Source organism: Cytobacillus kochii (assembly GCF_020171845.1).
GTDB classification, from domain to species: domain Bacteria; phylum Bacillota; class Bacilli; order Bacillales; family Cytobacillaceae; genus Cytobacillus; species Cytobacillus kochii.
Genome location: NZ_JAIVAM010000005.1, coordinates 252,574 through 272,234 on the forward strand (window position 1 = coordinate 252,574; position 19,661 = coordinate 272,234).

At 37.4% G+C, this 19,661-nt stretch carries 22 protein-coding genes; 9 read left to right on the forward strand and 13 right to left on the reverse strand.

Translation table 11 applies throughout. The annotated features are described in order from the left end of the window. Positions 1-249: 249 nt before the first annotated feature. The 5 genes from LCM23_RS10190 to mobA form a co-directional block, all read right to left on the reverse strand. Complete coding sequence (locus tag LCM23_RS10190) at positions 250-693, reverse strand: Lrp/AsnC family transcriptional regulator (protein WP_224936847.1); 444 nt, start codon at positions 691-693, stop codon at positions 250-252. A 468-nt stretch (positions 694-1,161) separates the two neighbouring features. Next, positions 1,162-2,181: a thiazole biosynthesis adenylyltransferase ThiF gene (locus LCM23_RS10195; RefSeq protein WP_224936848.1), complete on the reverse strand. Its 1,020-nt coding sequence runs from the start codon at positions 2,179-2,181 to the stop codon at positions 1,162-1,164. 4 nt (positions 2,182-2,185) lie between these two features. After that, complete coding sequence (gene moaD / locus LCM23_RS10200; protein ID WP_224936849.1) at positions 2,186-2,419, reverse strand: molybdopterin converting factor subunit 1; 234 nt, start codon at positions 2,417-2,419, stop codon at positions 2,186-2,188. Next, positions 2,412-2,876, reverse strand: coding sequence for a molybdenum cofactor biosynthesis protein MoaE (locus LCM23_RS10205; RefSeq protein WP_095371483.1), 465 nt, complete (start codon positions 2,874-2,876; stop codon positions 2,412-2,414). Before LCM23_RS10205 ends, moaD begins: the two co-directional genes overlap by 8 nt. A 30-nt stretch (positions 2,877-2,906) precedes the next feature. Continuing rightward, positions 2,907-3,503, reverse strand: coding sequence for a molybdenum cofactor guanylyltransferase (mobA, locus tag LCM23_RS10210; RefSeq protein ID WP_224936850.1), 597 nt, complete (start codon positions 3,501-3,503; stop codon positions 2,907-2,909). 155 nt (positions 3,504-3,658) lie between these two features. On the opposite strand from mobA, the gene LCM23_RS10215 reads away from it, so the two are divergent. The 5 genes from LCM23_RS10215 to bshB2 all read left to right on the forward strand — a co-directional run bounded on the left by LCM23_RS10215 (position 3,659) and on the right by bshB2 (position 6,571). After that, positions 3,659-3,859 (forward strand): helix-turn-helix transcriptional regulator, encoded by a 201-nt coding sequence (locus LCM23_RS10215; RefSeq protein ID WP_095371481.1) that lies wholly within the window; start codon positions 3,659-3,661, stop codon positions 3,857-3,859. Next, positions 3,843-4,400 (forward strand): peptide deformylase, encoded by a 558-nt coding sequence (gene def / locus LCM23_RS10220; protein ID WP_224936851.1) that lies wholly within the window; start codon positions 3,843-3,845, stop codon positions 4,398-4,400. The genes LCM23_RS10215 and def overlap by 17 nt, the downstream gene beginning before the upstream one ends. A 105-nt stretch (positions 4,401-4,505) precedes the next feature. Further along, a complete protein-coding gene (gene pdxK, locus LCM23_RS10225) occupies positions 4,506-5,333 on the forward strand; it encodes a pyridoxine/pyridoxal/pyridoxamine kinase (RefSeq protein WP_224936852.1) in 828 nt (275 codons plus the stop codon). 191 nt (positions 5,334-5,524) lie between these two features. Further along, positions 5,525-5,878 (forward strand): YojF family protein, encoded by a 354-nt coding sequence (locus tag LCM23_RS10230; protein WP_370873353.1) that lies wholly within the window; start codon positions 5,525-5,527, stop codon positions 5,876-5,878. 21 nt (positions 5,879-5,899) lie between these two features. Beyond that, positions 5,900-6,571, forward strand: a complete 672-nt coding sequence (gene bshB2 / locus LCM23_RS10235) for a bacillithiol biosynthesis deacetylase BshB2 (RefSeq protein WP_224936853.1) — start codon at positions 5,900-5,902, stop codon at positions 6,569-6,571. A 58-nt stretch (positions 6,572-6,629) separates the two neighbouring features. Here the strand turns inward: bshB2 and LCM23_RS10240 are convergent, their stop codons facing one another. After that, a complete protein-coding gene (locus LCM23_RS10240; protein WP_224936854.1) occupies positions 6,630-7,142 on the reverse strand; it encodes an SRPBCC family protein in 513 nt (170 codons plus the stop codon). Between the two features lie 117 nt (positions 7,143-7,259). Continuing rightward, positions 7,260-8,324 (reverse strand): PQQ-dependent sugar dehydrogenase, encoded by a 1,065-nt coding sequence (locus tag LCM23_RS10245; protein ID WP_224936855.1) that lies wholly within the window; start codon positions 8,322-8,324, stop codon positions 7,260-7,262. A 97-nt stretch (positions 8,325-8,421) separates the two neighbouring features. On the opposite strand from LCM23_RS10245, the gene LCM23_RS10250 reads away from it, so the two are divergent. From LCM23_RS10250 to LCM23_RS10260, 3 genes are all read left to right on the forward strand, one after another. After that, positions 8,422-9,741, forward strand: coding sequence for a short-chain fatty acid transporter (locus LCM23_RS10250; RefSeq protein ID WP_224936856.1), 1,320 nt, complete (start codon positions 8,422-8,424; stop codon positions 9,739-9,741). A 444-nt stretch (positions 9,742-10,185) separates the two neighbouring features. Then, positions 10,186-10,980: a MerR family transcriptional regulator gene (locus LCM23_RS10255; protein WP_224936857.1), complete on the forward strand. Its 795-nt coding sequence runs from the start codon at positions 10,186-10,188 to the stop codon at positions 10,978-10,980. Further along, positions 10,955-12,688, forward strand: coding sequence for an ABC transporter ATP-binding protein (locus LCM23_RS10260; RefSeq protein WP_224936858.1), 1,734 nt, complete (start codon positions 10,955-10,957; stop codon positions 12,686-12,688). Before LCM23_RS10255 ends, LCM23_RS10260 begins: the two co-directional genes overlap by 26 nt. Before the next feature lie 34 nt (positions 12,689-12,722). Here LCM23_RS10260 and LCM23_RS10265 read toward each other — a convergent pair whose 3' ends face one another. The 3 genes from LCM23_RS10265 to LCM23_RS10275 are packed head-to-tail and all read right to left on the reverse strand — an operon-like array spanning position 12,723 to position 15,397. Continuing rightward, positions 12,723-13,742: an ABC transporter ATP-binding protein gene (locus tag LCM23_RS10265; protein ID WP_224936859.1), complete on the reverse strand. Its 1,020-nt coding sequence runs from the start codon at positions 13,740-13,742 to the stop codon at positions 12,723-12,725. A gap of 45 nt (positions 13,743-13,787) precedes the next feature. After that, on the reverse strand, positions 13,788-14,585 hold the full coding sequence (locus LCM23_RS10270) for an ABC transporter permease (RefSeq protein ID WP_095371471.1): 798 nt from the start codon (positions 14,583-14,585) through the stop codon (positions 13,788-13,790). Between the two features lie 8 nt (positions 14,586-14,593). Further along, entirely contained in the window at positions 14,594-15,397 is an 804-nt protein-coding gene (locus tag LCM23_RS10275) for an ABC transporter permease (protein ID WP_095371470.1), read from the reverse strand. Positions 15,398-15,603: 206 nt separating this feature from the next. On the opposite strand from LCM23_RS10275, the gene LCM23_RS10280 reads away from it, so the two are divergent. Further along, on the forward strand, positions 15,604-16,944 hold the full coding sequence (locus LCM23_RS10280) for a YjiH family protein (protein ID WP_224936860.1): 1,341 nt from the start codon (positions 15,604-15,606) through the stop codon (positions 16,942-16,944). 61 nt (positions 16,945-17,005) lie between these two features. On the opposite strand, the gene LCM23_RS10285 is transcribed toward LCM23_RS10280, so the two are convergent. From LCM23_RS10285 to LCM23_RS10295, 3 genes are all read right to left on the reverse strand, one after another. Beyond that, positions 17,006-17,338, reverse strand: a complete 333-nt coding sequence (locus LCM23_RS10285; protein ID WP_224936861.1) for a hypothetical protein — start codon at positions 17,336-17,338, stop codon at positions 17,006-17,008. A gap of 131 nt (positions 17,339-17,469) precedes the next feature. Continuing rightward, entirely contained in the window at positions 17,470-17,946 is a 477-nt protein-coding gene (ybaK, locus tag LCM23_RS10290; protein WP_224936862.1) for a Cys-tRNA(Pro) deacylase, read from the reverse strand. Positions 17,947-17,992: 46 nt separating this feature from the next. Continuing rightward, entirely contained in the window at positions 17,993-19,654 is a 1,662-nt protein-coding gene (locus tag LCM23_RS10295; RefSeq protein ID WP_224936863.1) for a glycoside hydrolase family 13 protein, read from the reverse strand. Positions 19,655-19,661: the final 7 nt, after the last annotated feature.

The window sequence follows — 19,661 nt, forward strand, 5'->3', positions numbered from 1 at the left end:
TTTAAAACATATTAAAGTTTAAGGAGGTATCATATTTCGTTAATCAGGAATCTAGCAAAGATAGGAGTTTTTCTTTTCAGAAAGACGGACAAATTGGTTGGTGCTGTTCAGCTATCTTTTCGGTTGTTCCGAAGTTGGACGTGCAACTTGGATTTACCTCCGCTATCTACCAGAATGTCTAATCAGAAGTTCCAATTGGCTTAATTGTTATTATCGCAGCTTGCATTCGATATAAATTATGCAATGCTACTACAATTTTAACCCGCGACGACTTTTAAATCTTCTCAGCAATATGTTACTTTCCACACGCGTAATGCCATCTAGGGCATATAGTTCTTCGTTAATAAACCGCTCAAGTGCATCAAAGTTATCTACTAACACATGTGTATGTAAAGTAGAGGGGCCGGTCATTTGGTAACAACTAGCAACACTTGCATTCTCCGCCAACGCCTCGGCTACTTTCACTAACGAACTCGGTTCACAATCAATCTCAAAAAATGCGGAAACTTCCTTCCCTGCCTTGCCACTATTAATCACAACTGTAAACTGTTCAATCACACCATCTTCCACAAGTTTAGACACTCTTTCCCTTACGGCTACTCGGGAAAGACCTAATTGTTTGCCAATATCAACATAAGACATTCTACCATTTTCGATTAATAAATCTAATATTTTCTTATCGACCTGATCCAAAAAAACACCACCTTCTCTTTTGACTATGTAAAAAATGAGATTGACCTGTATATTTAATTAACATATCAAACATAAATTATCAAATACTATTTACACTGCTGTCTCATTTTAAGATTTTTTTTAAAGAAAACAACGTTACACAATTAGCAATATGAGAGACAATGATTCAATCTCTTATTATGCCACCTCCGACGGTAAACACGGAAATAATATATAGTGTACAGATTGCGGTTTGTTCCTTTCTGTTTTCACTTCTAACCGAACCGCAAATCGCTTTAGCTCAACACTTAATTCAGTTTTCGATCTGAAATGACCTGTGTTGGTTGAGATTTCCCATTTCCCCAAACTACTTATTCGATTTCTTATTTGTTATGTTCATACCGGCAATAACACCCACCACGTTGTTTATTTTTGACTCCTTAAAACAAAAAAGAAAAACCGCTCTTCAAACAGAAGATGCGGTTCTTATTAACCTAATAATTTTTGGTAGATGGAGCGTGCTTGTGCCAGGTCTTTTGTTCCGTGAATAAGTGCCCGACCATCTTGGAAGATCACAACTCTTTCCGGTTTCAGATCAATTGACAAAAGGTACGGATTCCCTTTCGTGTCATAGCCCGACACCTTCATTTGTTGAGATAGCCTTTGCAAGTCTAATTGCTGGGCAGTCGATGGCCTCACTTGCACGGTATCTCTTCCACAAAGTACAGTTGTCTTTGTTAAGTTTTCTTGTTGGAGAAACGGATAGGTCGGAGCCTCCCCACATGATAAGCAACCTGTATCCTTTATTTTAGCAACCTTTATATTCGAATATTGATTTCGCCACATGTCAAAGCTTGTAAAAGTCGTGCGAATGGCATCTAAATCACCTACCAGTATCTTGAGTGCTTCTGCGGTTTGATGAGCGATAACCATTTGCACAGCAGGACCTATAATTCCACCTGTATCACAGGTCATACCTTGAATAGGAATCTTCTTCAACAAGCAATGCAGACAGGGTGTCACACCTGGAATTATGGTTAAACTCATTCCAAAGCTGCCGACACATGCGCCATAAATCCATGGAATGTGATGTTTTTGTGATATATCATTTAAGAGCATTCTCGTTTCAAAATTATCTGTCGCATCAAGAATTAAATCAACTTCACTCACGAGATCTTCTAACAAGGACGGCACAGCATCAGCTACTATCGCCACCACTTCAACTTCTGAATTAATCGCCATTAATCTCTTCTTAGCAGCAATAGCTTTAGGTAACTTTTCTTTTACATCCTCTTCCGTATAAAGCTGTTGTCTTTGGAGATTACTTGCCTCTACGTAGTCGCGGTCAATGATGGTTAACTTGCCTACACCCGAGCGAACTAACACTTCAGCATTGCCAGAACCAAGTGCCCCTGCCCCTATCATTAAGACATGCTTACGCCCAATGAGTGATTGCCCTTTTTCACCAATAGGAGAAAATAATAATTGCCTAGAGTATCTATCATTCATGACATTAGCCTCCACTAACTGGCGGAATAAAGGCAATCGTATCCCCTTCTTGAATCACATCATCATCTTCAGCAAACTCTTCGTTGATCGCTGTCATGACACTATCAATTGATGATAAACCATACGTATCATGTACTACTTGTTTTAACGCTAATACGCTCTTACCCTTCGCCTCTATTTGTAAACTTTCTGCACCAACTTCATCCTTTAAATGAGCAAAAAACAATACATTATTCATCTAGATGTTTCGCCTCCGGTTTCCCTTCAGGATAAGATACTTTTTCCAATTGGTCGCCAATCCATTCTTGCCCATCTTCCCAATGTTCTTTTTTCCAAATGGGTACGATTTCTTTAATACGTTCAATGGCATATCGGTTTGCTTCATAAGCATCAGCACGATGAGGTGTCGAGACAGCAATGACAACAGCAACGTCAGTTATATCTAATTTACCTACTCTATGCACAATTGCTACTTCGGCTCCTTGCCATCGCTCCCTAATTTCCGTGCCAATTTGCTCAAGCTTTTTTATAGCCATACTTTCATATGCCTCATATATTAAAAACAAAGTCTTCTTACCTTTAGTTAATTCTCTTACTGTTCCAATAAACGTCGTAATAGCTCCTGCGTTTCTTTGTACGACATGATCAATTACTTCTTGTATATTGATTGGCTCTTTAGAAATTCCAAACTTCATTTTAACACCTCTCATCTAAGTTCTATTTTATCAATTCTTACTAGAAATTTGTATTGCTTTCCTCCAATCACTCGGGTCATTCATGTTGAAGAAGCTTTGTTCAAAATTGACTAGACGATGCCGAGTCATATCTTCTTCTGTTACTTTTTTTACCTTTAACTGATTTAAGAAAATCTGTAGCTTCAAATCATTTGCCTCTAAACATTTCTCTACTATTTCCCTTACTCTCTTATGGTAGACAGCAAGAAGTGGATGAATTTGACCATTCACTTCAGGAATAACAGCTGAATAACCTTCGAGATGGCTTAAAAGCCATTCCATTGTTTCAGCCGCAACAAAGGGCATATCACAAGCAACGATAATATTTTTATCATTTGTAGAATGATATAGGCCAGACTCAATTCCAGCTAACGGACCTTTATTAGGGTAGCGATCACTTACCTTTTTAACTGGGAGAAAATGATAATCTTCTGGTGTATTTGTTACAATAAGAATATCATTCGTTACGGATTGCAACTCCCTTACTAGGCGTTCGATTACTGTTTCTCCATTGACCGCTAACAAAGCTTTATTTTCCCCCATCCTACTCGACTTGCCACCTGCTAATATAATTCCGGTACTCTGCATACTACCACCTTTTTCACCATTCACGTTTATATATACCATTAAAGCGATTTTCCGACGGCTATGCAATGGATAAAACTGAAAGATAGACAAACAGGAAAATGTTTGTTAATTTAAACAATGTCCAAAACCTTTGACAAGAGAGGCAGGACTACGATTTGAAAAACCGGATAAAACCGCTAAGAATACAGCTGCGCTTAACACAAGAGGCATTAGCAAAGGAATGCAACGTTAGTAGGCAGACCATTAATTGTATTGAAAACGATAAATATGACCCAACTTTAGCGCTCGCCTTCAAAATTGCAAGGTCATTACAGACAAATGTAGAAGAGGTTTTTAACTATGAGGAAAATTTCTAAAGATACGATAATTACCATGAAAGATTTTGTCGATGAAAAGCATGAGATCCTTCATCAACCAATAGAGGATTTAAGGTTACCGGCAACTGAGGAAGATTTAGCGGAGCTACAGGCGATGCTCGTATACTTACGAAATAGCCAGGATGAGAAATTAGCTAAGAAATACAAATTACGCCCTGGTACTGGCTTATCAGCCAATCAAATCGGTATTGCTAAACGAATGTTCGCTGCTAAATATGAAGATGAAAAAGGGCAATCATATGAATACCAATTGATTAACCCGAAGATTATCAGTCATTCAACAAATATTATTTGTATTCCAGAAGGAGAAGGCTGCTTATCCGTTAATCGTGAAGTGTTCGGCCAAGTGCCACGTTATGAAAAAATTAAAGTTAGAGCGTATAATGAAAAAGGTGAGGAAGTCACGCTCTCTTTTAAAGGATTTGCCTCTATTCTTATGCAACACGAGATTGATCATCTAAACGGTATTATGTTTTACGACAGAATTGATAAAAATCAACCAATTATAAATAAAATTTAACCATATTCACTATATTAAAATAGAGACCATATACATTTTTAAAATAATTGTTATAATGATGATAAAATGCATGTCTAATCTATCACTCCAGGGAGGAAACGTCAGATGACTATGAAAAAAGTCTTAACTATAGCTGGATCAGATTCTAGCGGCGGTGCGGGGATTCAAGCTGATTTAAAAACTTTTCAAGAGCTTGGTGTGTACGGAATGTCAGCACTCACTACTATTGTAACAATGGACCCTAAAAACGACTGGCATCATAATGTTTTTCCAATTGAAATTAGTACATTAGAGGCTCAAATTGAAACCATTCTTTCTGTTGGTATAGATGCAATGAAAACAGGTATGCTTGGTTCAGTGGAAATTATTGAAACAGCTGCCAAAACAATTAAAGAGAGTGGCGTTCCTGCCGTTATTGATCCAGTAATGGTATGTAAAGGCGAAGATGAAGTACTACATCCTGAAACAGCGGATGCCCTTCGTGAGGTACTCGTTCCTTTAGCTACCGTTGTGACTCCAAATCTTTTTGAAGCATCACAACTTGCACAAGTGAAACCGATCAAAACAATTGAAGAAATGAAAAAAGCGGCAGAAAAGATTCATGCACTCGGACCAAAATATGTCATCATTAAAGGTGGCAGTAAGCTGCAATCTGAAAAAGCCATCGACCTTTTATTTGATGGAGAAAATTTCACAATCTTGCAGGCTGAACTGATTAATACGCCTTACATCCATGGGGCAGGATGCACTTTCTCAAGTGCCATCACTGCTGAACTGGCAAAGGGCAAATCGGTAACAGAAGCAATCGATGTAGCCAAAGATTTTATCACTGCAGCCATTACACATGGATTCAAACTAAATGATTATGTTGGACCAACAATGCACGGTGCTTACCGTACTTTTGGAGCGGATCGTACGAAGGTTGAACAATAATAACATTTTAAGGAGAATGTCTCTCGAGTGAGCATTCTCCTTTTTTTTCTTGATCCATTCTTCTAATCATCCTGCTTCCTGAGTCACTCATTATGCAAAACCACTTTATTTTTAGTAAAATAAAAGAATCAAATGGATAGCTTAATTCTCATTTTGACAAATTATATAGAAATGCTTTTCGAAAGGGGGAAATGAATTTGGATATCGTTATGAAAGAACAAGTACAGCTGGCTTTGGATGAACGTGCAAATAAGGACGTTTATATCCACCTTGAAACAACAAACGGTGCTTACGCTTCACACTTTGATGAGACTTTCTTTTCATCAGGTGCCTATATTCGTAATGCCAAATTAAAATACATTCATAGTAAAATCGCCGGAAACGGACCTTACCGAATCGGGTTAAAAACTGACATCGGTTGGGTCTATGCGGAGGGCATTACCCATTATGAAATAGATGAACATGATCGCTTATTAATGGCTGGTCATGATTTTAAAGGTAAACTAGCGGTTTCTTTAGAAATTAGCGAAACACCCTTTGAATAAATAGCGGAAGGAGGAAGAGTGATGGAAAAAGAAAGACAAGTACTTGTTATTTTTCCTCATCCAGATGATGAGGCATTTGGCGTTTCTGGTACGATTGCCAAGCATATTCAAAATGGCACACCTGTAACTTACGCATGCTTAACACTGGGGGAAATGGGTAGAAATATGGGCGACCCCCCTTTTGCGACAAGAGAATCATTGCCACATATTCGAAAGCAAGAGCTTCAAAATGCCGCTAAAGCGATGGGCATAACTGACTTGAGAATGCTTGGTTACCGCGATAAAACGGTTGAATTTGAACCAGAAGATAAACTAGCACATCATATGGGTGAAATCATAGAAGAATTAAACCCCTCTTTGATCATTACATTCTACCCAGGTTATGCAGTGCATCCAGATCATGATGCAACAGGTGCGGCAGTTATTCATGCCGTTAAAAGCCTTCCAAAAGAAAAACGTCCAAAGGTATATTGCGTTGCTTTTTCTAACAATTGTGAGGAAGAAATCGGTGCGGCAGATGTTGTTCATGATGTAACAGAAGTTGCTGACATTAAATTGAATACATTAAAAGCCCATGTCTCACAAACACAGTTAATGATTAAGGAAATGGAAGAAAACCTTAAGAAACAGGACCCTGCTGTGATGGCTAGAATTAACCAAGAACGTTTTTGGACCTATCAATTTGATGAATAAATACTTAAAAAAACAGAACCTCCATTTACCATTGGAAGTTCTGTTTTTTATTGAAAGCTTATTTTGTTTGGTTTTCTTCAACTTTTTCTTCTAGCTGTTCGCCTTCTTTGGAGACATCTTCATCAGATACTTCTTTCGTACCTTCAAGCATATTTTTCAAATTCGTTAATTGATAGCCATCTTCACGATGTACCATGTTCACTAAAAATTTACGTAGAAGCTTCATTTTAAATCCTGTTGTTTTAATATTGGCTTCTAAATCAACCTGTGTACCTTCATCCACTTCATCAAAACGATAATAGTATTCTGCGATTAAACCGTTGGAATTCGATCGAGTTGCAAATACCTTATTTGTTTCATATGCTAATACTTCGATTTCAGATGTGATATCGGAAGCACGAACTCTTCTTGTTTCTCTCAGTTTTGAACCCACAGCTAATGGCTCGTCATTGATCTTTTCTCTTTTTACTACAAGTGGCATGATCTCATGAATATTATCTATATCGACCATATAGGAAAAAACTTCTTCAACTGGTTTATGAATAATTACGGTTGTGCGAAAGTCAGACATTATGTTTTCTACAACTCCATTCGTTAACTATCTACATTCATTCTTACCATAAAGTTGGGGTTGCTGTCATCTTAGACGAATAGAAGATTAACTGCTGTTCGCTTATCGTTTTGCTACTTATTTGATTTTTAATCGATATAAACGATCATCCTGTTCTGCCGGATTGCCGCGGCCATCTGTATTATTACTGATAAAATACAGATGATCGCCATCGACATAAACATCTCTTACTCTACCTACGTCACTTACTAAAGTAGACATTTCATTTGTCTCTAAATTTAACTGCATGACTGCGGTACCTCTTAAACTTGCTATATAAAGATTATTATCTGCATAAGCAATACCTGATGGTGCCCAGGTTGTGTCATCTCCTGAGGTGACGAGTGGGGCAATCATCCCTTCTTTTTCCTCTGTGCCCGTAATTTCAGGCCAACCATAATTCCCATTTGCGGTTATTTTATTAATTTCATCATTTGCTGTTGGACCATGTTCACTTGCGTACATGTCTCCTCCATCTGTCCATGCCAATCCTTGAGGATTACGATGACCATAGCTATAAAGATAAGATTCTTTTGAAGGATTATCTTCTGGAATACTACCATCTTTATCCATCCTTAAGATCTTCCCTGCTAACGAATTTTGATCTTGTGCAAGTTCAGGTTCTGTCGCATCTCCTGTAGTGACATATAATTTATCATCTGGACCAATCGCTAGTCTTCCCCCATGATGAAAAGCACCACTCGGAATTTCATCTAAAAGCAAATCCGTTTCCACCCAAACTTGTTTTTGATCATCCAATGATAATGTGACAACACGATTAAGCGGTTGACCATCGAGCTCATATGTATAATAAGCAATTCCTTTTGTACCATCATCAATTAATACAAACCCAAGTAATCCTGCTTCTTGTGCCGTTGATAATGATTTCTCTAATTCTACTGGTTGACGAGTTAATTCTCCCCCTTCAATTTTAGCAATTGTCCCTTTTCTTTCCGACAAATAGAATACGTCATCGCGCTTATTAATTGACCAAGGGATATCAAGATCTTCTGCCACCACTTCTAACTTTTGCTGATTCGAAACATCTACCGATTCTGGTTCTTCATCCATTTCATTGTTAGAATTACAACCCATAAGAATAAGTAGGAAACTTACAACAAATAAAATAGTCAGTTTCTTCACTAAATCTACATCCTTTCTTTTTTTAAAAATCTTGTTATATTAAAGTAATAATTTTCAGAATGATATGATAAAATTCTATCAAAAGGGGGAATGATAGATGAAAATTATTGTTAGCTTTTTTAATCGTCTAATGCAAAGATACTTACCAGACCCATTTCTATTTGTTATCATTTTAACATTTTTAGTGTTTGCACTTGGACTCATATTTACTGATAGTGGTCCATATCAAATGGTCCAATTCTGGGGTGAAGGATTCTGGGGATTATTATCTTTTGCTATGCAAATGGTACTAGTGTTAATTACCGGTCATGTATTAGCAAGCAGTGCTATATTCAAAGCTGGACTGAGTGCCTTAGCTTCAAAAGCAAAAACACCTGGGCAAGCTGTTATTATTGTAACAATCATATCTTTACTTGCCAGTTGGATTAACTGGGGGTTTGGATTAGTCATTGGTGCTTTATTTGCAAAAGAGTTAGCGCGCCATGTAAAAGGAGTCGATTATCGTCTATTAATTGCAAGCGCTTACTCAGGCTTTGTTATTTGGCATGGTGGTATTTCAGGATCAACACCGCTAACCATTGCCACTCCAGGTCATTTTTCCGAAGATTTGATTGGGATTATTCCAACAAGCGAAACCATCTTTTCATCATTTAACTTGATTATCACTATCGCACTTTTTATTGTTTTACCTATTATCAATCGATTCATGCTTCCAGCTAAAGATGATACTGTTACGGTTGATCCAGCGTTATTAAAAGAAGATTTACCTGCAGCGACATTAGAAAGAGATTCCATGACACCAGCAGAGAAATTAGAGAATAGCCAAATACTCTCGTTACTTATTGGCGTGATGGGATTAATCTTCTTATTTTATTATTTTGTTACTAATGGTTTTGCCCTAAATTTAGATATTGTAAACTTTCTTTTTCTATTTCTTGGTATTCTCTTTCATCGTACCCCTCGTCACTTCTTGCAGGCAGTTACGAATGCTGTTAAAGGTGGCAGTGGCATTATTATTCAATTTCCGTTCTATGCAGGAATTATTGGTATGATGACAGCTTCAGGCCTAGCGGCTGTTATATCCAATGGATTTGTTTCTATTGCTAATGAACATACTTTACCATTATTTACTTTCCTGAGTGCAGGTCTTGTCAATATTTTTGTACCATCTGGTGGGGGTCAATGGGCTGTGCAAGCTCCTGTTATGTTAGATGCAGCGATCGCATTAGATGTTTCCATCCCTAAAATCGCAATGGCGGTAGCATGGGGAGATGCTTGGACGAACTTAATACAGCCTTTTTGGGCTTTACCCGCTCTTGCCATCGCAGGTCTAAAAGCAAAAGATATTATGGGCTTTTGTGTACTTACATTAATTGCTAGTGGAATCATTATTTCGTTAGGTTTCTTACTATTATAAAACAAACAAATTTACGAAAAGTATGAGGATTTATGCACCAGTCTGAAGCAATTCGTGATGTAAATCGCTTCAGACTGTGTGATAATTAGATTGGTTAATCGCCATAGTAACATTATCATTTGTCTAAAGTCTATTTTCAACTATTGGTGCATACCCTTTTACGCTCAAAATCACCTCTTTTTGCTGCCACTTGCATCTACATCACTTCTGCACGCTTATCCTATCCTCTGCTTATCCTCACCTATAGGGATATTTATTAGACCAAAGGATATGTTTAACAACTCATCTACCGTTTCTTACATCTAGTTCTCCAATAAGTGAAGAGAAAAGCCCCCATAAATTCGACCAGTTATTATGTTGAGCAACATCGAATAAGTTTTTTATTTTTACCATTGTATCTAACGTAACGTGAGGTTTTATAATACTACATAAGGAGGGCCTCTTATGACAAATGATTATTACCGTATTGGAGAGTTTGCTAAGAAAACAAATACGACCATTCGTACATTGCATTATTATGATGAGATTGGCTTATTAAAGCCCGCACGCACTAGCAAAACAGGTGATAGATATTATTCTACAAACGAAATATTAACAGTTCAAAAGATTGTTACTTTAAAATACTTGGGTTATCCATTAAATAAAATACAGAAACTTCTCAACAACAATGAGTGGGATCTGCGACAATCTCTTTCGTTTCAACGAGAAGAGCTCGTTATCAAAAGACAGCAAATAAATCATATGATTAAAACATTAGACCATGCTCTTTCTATTTTAGAAGAAAATCAAACAGTTGATCCCAATATTTTCATTATGCTTATTAACTCCATTCAAATGGAGGCGGAGCATAAAGAATGGATGAGGAATTTTATCCCTGAGCATATGATTCAAGATATCTACAATATTTCTGATGAAAAACAACAACAACTAAACAAACGAGTCGCTAAAGAATTTGCAAACATAAAAAAGTTGGTGGGCACTGATCATAATGATGAGCATGTCCAAACAGTGGTTGCAGCCATTTGGGATATCCTCTATGACCTTTATCCCAATATAGAGGATATCATTCTCCGCATAACAGAAGTAAATGACGATATTGATCGCCATCTTGCCGAAGCTCCTGTTCTTTTCCCCTCTCCATTTACAGTGGAAGAAGAAGAATGGCTTGCCCAAGCTATCTCCATTTATCTAGAAAAGAAAGGAATGGAAAAAATTGAAGACAAAAAAGAAAACGACTAGTCTGTGGTCATTATTAAAAGGCGCAAATGTACCAAAGTGGATCATAATTGTTGCTTTGCTACTCAGCCTACTTGAAACCGCAGCAGGATTGGTCGTTCCATTATTCACAGCTAATATGGTCGACCAGTTAGCTACATCTCGCCTTGAACTTTCGCTCATTGCATTATTAGGAGGCGCGTTCATTATCCAAACAATTGCCTCAGGTTTCTCCTTTTATTTAATGACTTATATTGGAGAGAGAATGGTTGCTTCTTTACGAAGGAAACTATGGGAACATTCCATCCATCTCCCAATTCCTTTCTTTGATAAGCATCAATCAGGAGAAACAATGAGCCGCATCACACAAGATACAAATATAGTAAAAACGTTGATTACCCAACATATTATTACTTTTATAACGGGAATGATTTCAATCATTGGGGCAATTATTATTCTACTAATGATTGACTGGCGAATGACACTCATCATGCTTATTGCTGTTCCATTAGCCGTTCTTATAATTATGCCGCTCGGGCAAAAAATATATAAAGTCTCTTTATCTACCCAAGATCAAATGGCTGACTTTACAAGTAATCTTGGTCGGGTCTTATCAGATATTCGACTTGTGAAGGCTTATCAAGCTGAAAAAACGGAGATTGAAAAAGGGGATAAAAACATTCAGCGCTTATTCCAATTTGGTTTAAAGGAAGCAAAAATCCAGGCTGTCGTCTCACCATTTATGACCTTTATTATGATGTTTGTTCTTGTTGTCCTAATTGGATACGGCGGTGTACGAGTCGCTTCAGGGGAATTATCTGCAGGTTCATTGGTAGCTATTATTATTTATATGTTCCAGATTGTTGTTCCATTTACCCAAATGGCTTCCTTCTTTACTGCTTATCAAAAAGCAATGGGTGCAACAGAAAGAATTCAGGATATGTTAAATACACCTACTGAGAATATGAATGAAGGAACAAAAGGGATAATTCATCCAGAGGAGATTTCTTTTAACCAACTCCAATTCTCATATAAAGAGGACCAGATCATTAAAGATATCAATTTACACATTCCAGCTGGAAAAACGACGGCATTTGTCGGTCCAAGTGGTAGCGGTAAAACAACCTTATTCGCTCTGCTCGAACGCTTTTATGAACCTAATGGTGGCCTTATTCTATTAAATGGTCATCCTGCAGACGAGTATGCTCTTGAAAATTGGCGGGAACAAATTGGTTATGTTTCTCAGGAGAGCCCGCTGATGTCTGGCACGATTCGAGAAAACTTAACATATGGCACGAAAAGAGAAATTAGTGAAGAGGAATTACGGCAAGCAACTATACAAGCTCATGCAGCAGAGTTTATAGAGAGATTGCCAAATGGTTTAAACACTGATGTAGGGGAAAGAGGAATTAAACTCTCTGGTGGACAACGCCAACGCATTGCCATTGCTAGGGCCATTATTCGTGATCCAAAAATTCTTTTATTAGATGAAGCCACATCGAATCTTGATAGTTCATCCGAACAACTCGTACAATCAGCTCTCCAAAATTTAATGAAAGGCCGAACAACACTCGTCATTGCACACAGACTGTCAACTATCATTGATGCCGACCAAATTATTGTTCTCGAAAATGGAAAAATCACAGGAAAAGGGACACACGCTGAATTGCTGCAATCACACCCTTTATACGTACAACTCGCTACAAAGCAATTAAATATCAGTCAAACGTAAGCTGAGAGAGAGGCATACCTCTACTCAGCTTCTTTTATGACCCACTTTTAACAGGAATAGGTTGCTCAACACCGTCAAAGCCTTCTTGATAAATACGACTAATAATTGATTCAATTTCAGGCTCTTCGACAGTTAAATCTTTAATATTATGTGTTTGTGTAATTTGCGTGATAACACCCGAAGCAGATATATCTTCTCGATTAAAGCGTATCCAATACTTACCTGCTTCTTCTTTAAACACTTCTGCTTTTTCAAGCGTCAATGGCTTAGAATGTTGTTCTAGATCTACTACAAGAGTACGAATTTTCCCAAATCGATTTTTCACTACAGCCATTTCTCCATCATACACTTTCTGCCCGTGATCAATTAATACCATCCTTTTACAAAGTTGCTCGATATCTTCCATATCATGGGTGGTTAAAATAACTGTAATATCGCGTTCTTTATTGATTTCTTTTATAAATGTACGCATGCGTTCTTTCGCCACTACGTCTAACCCAATCGTTGGTTCATCTAAGAATAAAATGGGAGGATCATGCAGTAAGGAAGCGGCAATGTCAGCACGCATTCTCTGACCTAACGAAAGTTGCCTGACTGGCGTATTGATGAACTCATCTAACCCAAGAATTTCCGTAAATGTATCCATATTTTCTTTATAGCGGCTATGCGAAACTTGATAAATTTCCTTTAATAATTCGAATGATTCAATCGTTGGTAAATCCCACCATAATTGCGTTCTTTGCCCAAAGACAACACCTATATTTTTTGCATTTGCTTGGCGGTTTTCATAAGGAACGATGCCATTTACTTTAACCGTTCCTCCACTAGGCACAAGAATTCCGGTTAACATTTTAATCGTTGTTGATTTCCCTGCACCGTTAGGCCCGATATAGCCGACCATTTCTCCTTTATCCACAGTGAAACTTACATCCTTTACCGCATGCTTCGTATAAAATTCACGTTTTACCAGACTTTTCATGGCACCAAGAAAGCCGGTCTCACGTTTCGCAACTTTAAATTCTTTCATCAACTGATCTACTTCTATGATAGCCATTCTTTACCCTCCACTCTGTTTATGACTGCCAACCTTCACTACGCTTTATGAGCCCGTACTCTTATAACGGCTGAGTCCTAGCATCCAAATGTAATAGGCAATAATGAAGAAAACAATACCAACCAATGGTGAAAAATAACCAATATTTTCTGGAAAGTATGGCGTTTCTTTACCCAAGATAACGCTTGCAGGAAAATAATTCACAAAACCAAAAGGAACAACAAACGCCGTAAACCATTGCACCATTTTTGGATAAATGACTAATGGGTAATTCGTTAAGTTTCTTGCTGGATACATTACTACCCAATAAAATTGCTCCGATTTCGTTGTCCAAAAAGCAAAAGCTGAGATAATCACGAGCAAGCCACCTTGTATAAGGACTCCACCAATCACTGCGGCCAATAAAAACAGGACATTAGCAATGGTCCAATGAATGTGTAATTCTACACTTACCCAAATAAAAATAAAGATACTAAAAATAAACTGTCCAAAGGATGCCACATCAAATTTCATCGCCATAAAGTGAAAAAAAGGATTAATCGGTCGCACTAAGAAACGATCAAATGTACCGTTCAAAATGTATGTATCAAGACTACGAAAATGGAAAAATAAAATAATGCAAAATCCCCAAGAGAGCACAGCTATCGCAAATAAAAATAACATCTCATAAAAATTCCATGTACCTAACTCCTGAAACTGATAAAGCATTACCCACATCGTTATCGCCGTTCCTGCATACGAGGTCAGCATCCCTACAATCCTCATAAAGAAGGCAAATCGGTATTGCAGCTGGGCCCTTATACCAGCAGCAACAAGCTTAAAATATAAATCAATATATCTCATGAATGTACTTATCCCCCTTGAACAACAACCTTCTGCGATGCTTTATTCCATACTAATCTTAAAAAGATATATGTAACGACCACCCAAAACAACTGAACCCCAATAGAAGTAAGGATTTGATATCCTGCAATCTCACCAATAAAGATCGCATTTGGTATGTAATAAATACCTTGAAAGGGCAAGTATGAGGCAAAGCTCGCGAGCCAACCTGGGAAAAACCACAATGGAATAACCGAACCAGATAGTAATGACATCGCAAAATAAAAGATATCCTCCACTCCGCCGGTTTCTACTAGAAAGAAAGTTAATAATCCAAAGGCCATTTCAATACAATAACGAATTAAAAACCCAATAAAAGCGGCAAATGAAAAAGCTAACCAGATAAGTGGATCGTTAGGTAATGAAAGGTCCATGAAGAAAAATAATATAATATACAAAGGTAATAGTGCAGTAATCATATAGAAAAACACACTGCCAAAGTCTGCGAATAAATAACGTAAAGGTACATCAAAAGGACGCATTAATTCTAATGAAATATCACCAGTACGCACTTTTTCTTGTATTTCCCAGAGAGGAGTCCCAGCCCCGTTTACACCTGAGAGAAATTGACTTACTACAATATATGTAAGCATTGCTTGAAAACTGACGCCACCAGCCTCTTCTCTACCCGCATATAACGCTGTCCAGATAGAACCCCACATTAAAAGAAAGATCACATTAGAACCGAGTCTAGACCAGACATCAAACCGGTACACAGCCGAACGAAGAAAAGACTTTTTGGCAAACGTCCAATACAATCGATAATTGAACATCTACTTCCCACCTGCTTCTTTAAAAATCACGTCATCTGCAAACATTTTAACATAATTTTACTAAGTCTCACCCCTTTTAGTTTGACAATTATTAAAATTGACAATAGAATAACATCTCTACCATTTTTAAGTATAAGGTTGGCAATTAATATAGAATGAATTAAAATGTAGTCTGACTTATTTTTATTAGAAGGAGACATCAACTGATGCGTAAATATAAATTATCGGATATGTTGACCTTCCTCATTCCGTCAATTCTAGGTATCTTATTCTTTATGATTCCTATTAGTATTGATGGGGAGGTAACAATTCCTATCGCTATATTATCCGGCTGGATACAGGATTTATTAAATGGATATATTCCACTTATTATGGTCGTTATTATTGTCCTTACTTTAGTAGGAACTTTGATTGCCAAGATATCTCCTGCTATATTCAAAAACTCACCCTTTTTAAATAACCTATTCAATGTCACATATGGATGGGTAATTGTCCGCTTTATCGGGGCTGTATTTGCTGTTCTAACATATCTCCAATGGGGAGTTGAAGCAGTTTGGTCTACAGCTACTGGTGGACTTTTATTATTTGATCTATTGCCCGTTTTATTTAGTGTATTTTTATTTGCCGGCTTACTTTTGCCGTTATTAGTCAATTTCGGTCTACTAGAGTTATTTGGTTCTTTACTTACCAAGGTAATGAGACCACTTTTCAAACTACCAGGTCGTTCAGCAGTCGACTGTGTTGCCTCTTGGATTGGAGATGGCACAATCGGAGTGCTTTTAACAAGTAAGCAGTACGAAGAAGGCTATTATACAAAAAAAGAAGCGGCTATTATCGGAACTACCTTTTCTGTTGTGTCTATCACTTTCAGTCTTGTTATTATTTCTCAAGTTGGTTTGGGGGATTACTTTATTCCTTTCTACTTAACCATACTAGCAACAGGGCTTATTGCAGCATTTATTATGCCTCGTATCCCACCACTTTCAAGAAAAGCGGATACTTATTATAAAGAGAAAGCAAATGAAGCCGATGAGGACATTCCTAAAGGCTATAATTCTTTTACTTGGGGTATTGATTCTGCGATTAATAGAGCAAAGAAAAATAAAGATGTTAAGGCTTTCTTCACCGATGGCTTTAAAAATATTTTAGATATGTGGATGGGTGTTGCACCGATTGTTATGGCCCTCGGCACACTCGCGTTAATTTTAGCTGAATATACGCCTATCTTCACTTGGATAGGAATTCCATTTATTCCTATTTTGGAGCTTTTAGGACTACCTGAAGCTGCTGCCGCATCTGAAACATTATTCGTTGGGTTTGCAGATATGTTTTTACCTTCTGTCATGGGGGCAGGAATTGAAAGTGAAATGACACGGTTTGTCATCGCTGCTCTATCCGTATCACAGCTCATTTATATGTCTGAAGTTGGCGGATTACTACTAGGTTCTAAAATTCCTGTATCTTTCTTTGATTTAGTACTCATTTTTATTCTGAGAACAGTTATTGCTTTACCAATTATTACTTTGGTTGCTCATTTTATTTTTTAACCCGTTATTCTTTCTCGGGAAATAAATTTTCGTCACCTGTCATTCCTAACAGGTGGCGTTTTTATATACATTGAATTGATTGAACCTTTGATAGATGTATAACTAAAAAGATCCATCGGTTACGATAAAACCTCCACCCATACAACGTTTGGCCCTTTATGAAGGTTGGACAAAACCAAAGTTGTTCTCCATTTTTAAGCGCCATACAGTGAATACGGTATAAGCCTTTCACACAAATTTGTTTCAAAATGAATTCAGGTTGTTCTTCAGGTAGATTTGGCATTTTTTTTGGCGGTTTATAAGAAGGGGGCGTTTGCTGGAATGTACCTATATCCATATTTTTTAACAGCTTCCCTTTCATACCTTTTGGTTCATGTACGTTAAAATGACTCATATTAATCACCTCATGCACATCTTATGTGAAAAATGACTATTTGGCCTCACACCTCTTTAGAAATTCACGATAATCCCTATGCAGAAAACAAAAAAATGCCTGCAGTAACATCTTCTGAGGCATTTGGTATTTTATTGAGCGATCTCGTATAATTCTGCACTTGTCATTTTAATGAGGTCTTGCAACGTTAATTCTATCTGAGTACCTAATTTACCCCCACTAACAATCATACTTTTCAAATCTTTTGCTGATGCATCGATAATGGTAGGATATTGTTTTTTCATACCAATTGGTGAACAGCCGCCACGAATATAGCCGGTTATCTTTTGAATATCTTTCACATGAATCATTTCAATTTTTTTCTCACCTGACGCCTTAGCTGCCTTTTTCATATCCAGTTCCTTATTGACTGGAATAACAAAGACATAGTTTTGCTTACTTGCACCCGCTGTCACTAATGTTTTAAAAACCGTTTGACCTGATTTCCCCGTTTTTTCTGCCACCGAAAGACCATCTATTTTTCCATCCGCGACATCATAAGTCATGATCTCATAGCTTACTTTCGACTGATCTAATAACCGCATCGCATTTGTTTTTCCTTTTGCCATTCATCTACATCTCCTAGAAATAACGAAAAAATATATTTATATTTGCTTATGTTCGATAAACTCTAGCTTCATATGGACGGAGTTTCATTTTCTTAGATAGCGATAGATCGCCTTGTGTTTGATAGTTCCATAATAATAGCTTTGCACTATCCCTGACAAGTTGGTGATTTAAATTTACAGTTACGCTACACTCAGACAGGTTTACTATAACCAGAAACCTCTGTTCTTCATCTTCTCTTGTATAAGCAAAAATCTGTTTATGATTTGGAAAAAGAAGATTATATTCACCCTCAATAAAAGTAGCGTGAGTTTTCCTTAAAGTGATCATATCTTTGTAAAATTGCAATACAGAATGATTTGAATTCTTTTGGAGGGTAACATTGATTTTTGTATAATTCTCATTTGTCTCCATCCATGGTTTGCCCTCCGTAAAACCTGCGTTTGAATCAGAGCTCCACTGCATAGGTGTACGGCTATTATCACGAGAAGAAGCCCAGATGAGTTTCATAATCTCTTTGTGTGACCAACCTTTCTGTTGTTTGTCCTTATATAAATGATGAGTGAGGATATCATAATAGGAGGACATCCCTTCGAAGTGCACATTCGTCATGCCTATTTCTTGGCCTTGATAAATAAAGGGGGTGCCTTTCATAAAGAAGTACATACATGCTAAGGCTGTGGCGCTTTCATACCAATAATCTTTATCATTTCCCCAAGTTGAAACAATTCTTGGCTTATCATGATTTTCGAGAAATAGAGCATTCCAACCATCTGAAGCTAGCGCGACTTGCCATTTTGTTAATACTTCTTTCAGAGCAATGATATCCAGGACTGGTTTTTCTTCTGCATCCCATAAACCAAGATGCTCAAATTGAAAAACCATATCCATTTTTCCTTGATCTTTACCAACCCAAAGAAGAGACTCCTCTGCACTAACCCCATTTGCCTCCCCAACCGTAACGACAGGGTACTTCCCATACGTTTCTTTTTTTAATTCTAAAAGCCAATCATGGATTCCAGGTTGATTCATATGCTTCGAGAAGGAAGGAACATATGTCTCTTTATTAGTTGGAGGGATGTCTGGTAATCCCGGGCTTTTCTTGATATGACTAATCGCATCAATTCTAAAGCCGTCTACTCCTTTTTCTAGCCACCAATTGACTGTATCGTATAGTGCATGACGCACCGCTTGATTTTCCCAGTTTAAATCTGGTTGTTTTTTTGAGAATATATGCAAATAATATTCATCTGTTTTTTCATCAAACGTCCATGCAGAACCACCAAATATACTGGCCCAGTTATTCGGCTCTTGCCCATCTTTTCCTTTTCTCCAAATATACCAATCTCGTTTTTTCGATTCCTTGCTAGCTTTCGACTCTATAAACCATGCATGCTCATCACTTGTATGGTTTAGAACAAGATCAATAATTAGTCGCATACCTCTTTGATGCACTTCTTCTAATAATTGATCAAAGTCATTCATTGTCCCGTATTCAGCTAGTATTTCTTGATAATTTGAAATGTCATAGCCGTTGTCATCGTTAGGAGACTGATACATCGGACAAATCCAAATCAAATCAATCCCAAGTTCTTTTAAATATGATAAACGTTGAATAATGCCTTGAATATCCCCAATGCCGTCCCCATTTGAATCTTGAAAGCTTCGCGGATAGATTTGATAGGCAATTGCGTTTTTCCACCAAGTCACATCCCAT